This window comes from Bacteroides sp. Phil13 (assembly GCF_001940965.1).
Classification (GTDB): domain Bacteria; phylum Bacteroidota; class Bacteroidia; order Bacteroidales; family Bacteroidaceae; genus Bacteroides; species Bacteroides intestinalis.
This window is the reverse complement of sequence record NZ_MSHA01000029.1, coordinates 1-3,488: the sequence shown is the minus strand read 5'-3', so window position 1 is coordinate 3,488 and position 3,488 is coordinate 1. Positions and strand designations below refer to the sequence as shown.

General features: G+C 38.7%; 6 protein-coding genes. All 6 read left to right on the top strand.

Annotated elements, in window-relative coordinates; translation table 11 throughout:
• Positions 1–111, top strand: a 111-nt coding sequence (locus BWI44_RS04700; protein WP_286812055.1) for a 50S ribosomal protein L18, incomplete at its 5' end; no start/stop codon positions are given.
• A 5-nt stretch (positions 112–116) separates the two neighbouring features.
• A complete protein-coding gene (rpsE, locus tag BWI44_RS04695) occupies positions 117–632 on the top strand; it encodes a 30S ribosomal protein S5 (protein ID WP_007662163.1) in 516 nt (171 codons plus the stop codon).
• 9 nt (positions 633–641) lie between these two features.
• Complete coding sequence (gene rpmD / locus BWI44_RS04690) at positions 642–818, top strand: 50S ribosomal protein L30 (RefSeq protein ID WP_007662165.1); 177 nt, start codon at positions 642–644, stop codon at positions 816–818.
• Between the two features lie 30 nt (positions 819–848).
• A complete protein-coding gene (gene rplO / locus BWI44_RS04685; protein ID WP_007662167.1) occupies positions 849–1,295 on the top strand; it encodes a 50S ribosomal protein L15 in 447 nt (148 codons plus the stop codon).
• Positions 1,296–1,299: 4 nt separating this feature from the next.
• A complete protein-coding gene (secY, locus tag BWI44_RS04680) occupies positions 1,300–2,640 on the top strand; it encodes a preprotein translocase subunit SecY (RefSeq protein WP_007662169.1) in 1,341 nt (446 codons plus the stop codon).
• 11 nt (positions 2,641–2,651) lie between these two features.
• Positions 2,652–3,449, top strand: coding sequence for a type I methionyl aminopeptidase (gene map / locus BWI44_RS04675; protein ID WP_195209938.1), 798 nt, complete (start codon positions 2,652–2,654; stop codon positions 3,447–3,449).
• Positions 3,450–3,488: the final 39 nt, after the last annotated feature.

Below are 3,488 nucleotides of genomic sequence, written 5' to 3'. Positions count from 1 at the left end.
GCTCAGGAAGCAGGTATTACTACTGTTGTTTTCGACCGTAATGGTTACTTGTATCATGGGAGAGTAAAAGAAGTGGCTGATGCTGCTCGTAACGGTGGACTTAAATTTTAATCATTATGGCAATTAATAATAGAGTTAAGATTACAAACGATATAGAACTGAAAGACCGTTTGGTTGCTATTAATCGTGTAACCAAAGTAACCAAAGGTGGTAGAACTTTTAGTTTCTCTGCAATTGTGGTTGTAGGTAATGAAGAAGGTATCATCGGTTGGGGTCTTGGTAAAGCAGGTGAAGTAACCGCAGCTATTGCTAAAGGTGTTGAATCTGCTAAGAAGAATCTGACAAAGGTGCCTGTTCTGAAAGGTACTGTTCCTCACGAACAGACTGCTAAGTTTGGTGGTGCAGAAGTGTTCATCAAACCTGCTTCTCATGGTACAGGTGTAGTTGCAGGTGGTGCAATGCGTGCAGTACTTGAAAGTGTTGGTATTACGGATGTTTTGGCTAAGTCAAAAGGATCTTCCAACCCGCACAACTTGGTGAAAGCTACTATCCTGGCGTTGGGTGAAATGCGTGACGCACGTATGGTTGCTCAAAACAGAGGTATTAGTATTGAAAAAGTATTTAGAGGATAAGGAGGAAATATGTCGACTATAAAGGTTAAACAAATTAAAAGTAGAATTGGTGCTCCGGCTGATCAGAAAAGAACTCTCGATGCACTGGGACTTCGTAAGTTGAATCGTGTGGTTGAACACGAGTGTACTCCTTCAATTCTTGGAATGGTGGATAAGGTTAAACACTTGGTTACCATTGTTAAGTAATTATTTGTTGAATATAAAACGAATTACAATATGAACTTAAGTAATTTAAAACCTGCTGAAGGATCTACTAAAACAAGAAAGAGAATTGGACGTGGTCCGGGTTCTGGCTTGGGAGGTACTTCTACCAGAGGTCATAAGGGAGCTAAATCAAGATCTGGTTATTCTAAGAAAATAGGTTTTGAAGGTGGCCAGATGCCTCTCCAACGTCGTGTTCCTAAATTCGGTTTTAAGAACATTAATCGTGTAGAGTATAAAGCTATCAACTTGGATACAATTCAGAAACTTGCTGAAGCTAAAAAGTTGGAGACAGTTGGTATTAATGATTTTATCGCTGCTGGCTTTATTTCTTCAAATCAGTTGGTAAAAGTATTAGGTAATGGAACTTTGACTACAAAGTTGGATGTGCAAGCTCATGCATTCTCTAAGACTGCTGTTGCTGCCATTGAAGCTGCTGGTGGAAGTGTAGTAAAACTCTAATTCAATGAGAAAAGCTATTGAAACATTAAAGAATATATGGAAAATTGAGGATCTGAGACAACGGATCCTCATTACCATATTGTTTGTGGCAATCTACCGTTTTGGTTCGTACGTTGTGCTGCCCGGTATTAATCCGGCTATGCTAACACAATTGCATCAACAAACAAGCGAGGGCCTCTTAGCCTTATTAAATATGTTTTCGGGAGGAGCATTCTCTAATGCATCTATTTTTGCATTAGGAATTATGCCTTATATCTCTGCTTCAATCGTTATTCAGTTGTTGGGGATTGCGGTTCCGTATTTCCAGAAACTTCAACGTGAAGGTGAGAGTGGTAGAAGAAAAATGAACCAGTATACTCGTTATTTGACGATTATTATTTTATTAGTTCAGGCTCCTTCTTATTTGCTCAATCTTAAAATGCAGGCCGGTCCTTCCTTAAATGCTTCATTAGATTGGACTCTGTTCATGGTTACCTCTACCATTATCTTGGCAGCTGGTAGTATGTTTATTTTGTGGCTTGGTGAGAGAATCACTGATAAGGGTATTGGTAATGGTATTTCATTTATCATCTTAATCGGTATTATCGCTCGTTTGCCTCAGTCTTTATTTCAGGAATTGATTTCCCGTATGACTGATAAGACAGGTGGTTTGATTATGTTCTTAATTGAAATCGTATTCTTATTACTGGTGATTGCTGCCGCAATCTTGTTAGTACAAGGTACAAGAAAAATTCCTGTACAATATGCTAAAAGAATTGTTGGTAACAAGCAATATGGTGGTGCCAGACAGTATATTCCGTTGAAGGTAAATGCTGCAGGTGTAATGCCTATCATTTTTGCTCAAGCAATCATGTTTATTCCTATTACCTTTATTGGTTTTTCAAATGTAGATCATGTGAGCGGTTTTGTGCGTGCATTTACTGATCATACAAGCTTCTGGTATAATTTCGTATTTGCAATAATGATTATACTATTTACGTATTTCTATACTGCAATTACGATTAACCCGACTCAGATGGCTGAGGATATGAAGAGAAATAATGGTTTCATTCCAGGTATCAAACCGGGAAAGAAGACTGCAGAATATATTGATGACATTATGTCTCGTATAACATTGCCTGGTTCTTTCTTTTTGGCTTTGGTAGCTATTATGCCTGCGTTTGCTGGTGTTTTTGGTGTGAAAGCTGAATTTGCTCAATTCTTCGGCGGTACATCTCTGTTAATTCTTGTAGGTGTAGTTCTTGATACACTCCAGCAGATTGAAAGTCACTTGTTGATGAGACACTATGACGGTTTGTTGAAGTCTGGGCGTATTAAAGGACGTAGTAACGTAGCTGCATATTAATCTTTTATAAGATGATATTTCTTAAAACGGAAGATGAAATAGAGCTGCTCCGTGAGAGTAATTTGCTTGTCGGGAGGACATTGGCTGAAGTTGCAAAGCTAGTAAAGCCTGGAGTTGCTACAGGGGAACTGGATAAAGTAGCGGAAGAGTTTATCAGAGATCATGGTGCTGTTCCTACTTTTAAAGGTTTTCCAAATCAATATGGTGATCCATTTCCAGCTTCGCTATGTACATCGGTAAATGAACAGGTAGTGCATGGTATTCCTGGAGATATAGTACTGAAAGAAGGTGATATTGTGTCAGTTGATTGTGGTACTTATATGAATGGATTTTGTGGTGATTCTGCCTATACATTTTGTGTAGGAGAAGTAGATGAGGAAGTTCGCAAATTACTGAAAGTTACTAAAGAGGCATTATACATCGGAATAGAAAATGCCGTTCAAGGAAAACGGTTGGGTGATATCGGATATTCAATACAAGAACATTGTGAGTCCAATTCATTCGGTGTAGTGCGTGAGTTTGTTGGTCATGGCATTGGCAAGGAAATGCATGAAGACCCTCAGGTTCCTAATTATGGAAAACGTGGTTATGGAACAATGCTGAAGAAAGGTCTTTGTATTGCTATTGAACCGATGATTACGCAAGGTAGTCGTCAGATAGTAATGGAGCGTGATGGTTGGACGGTGAGAACTAAGGATCGGAAGTATGCAGCTCATTTTGAGCATACAGTGGCTGTTGGAGCCGGTAAAGCTGATATCCTATCATCGTTTGAGTTCATAGAAGAAGTATTAGGAGATAAAGCAATTTAAAAAATTAATATGGCTAAGCAATCTGCAATAGAACAAGAT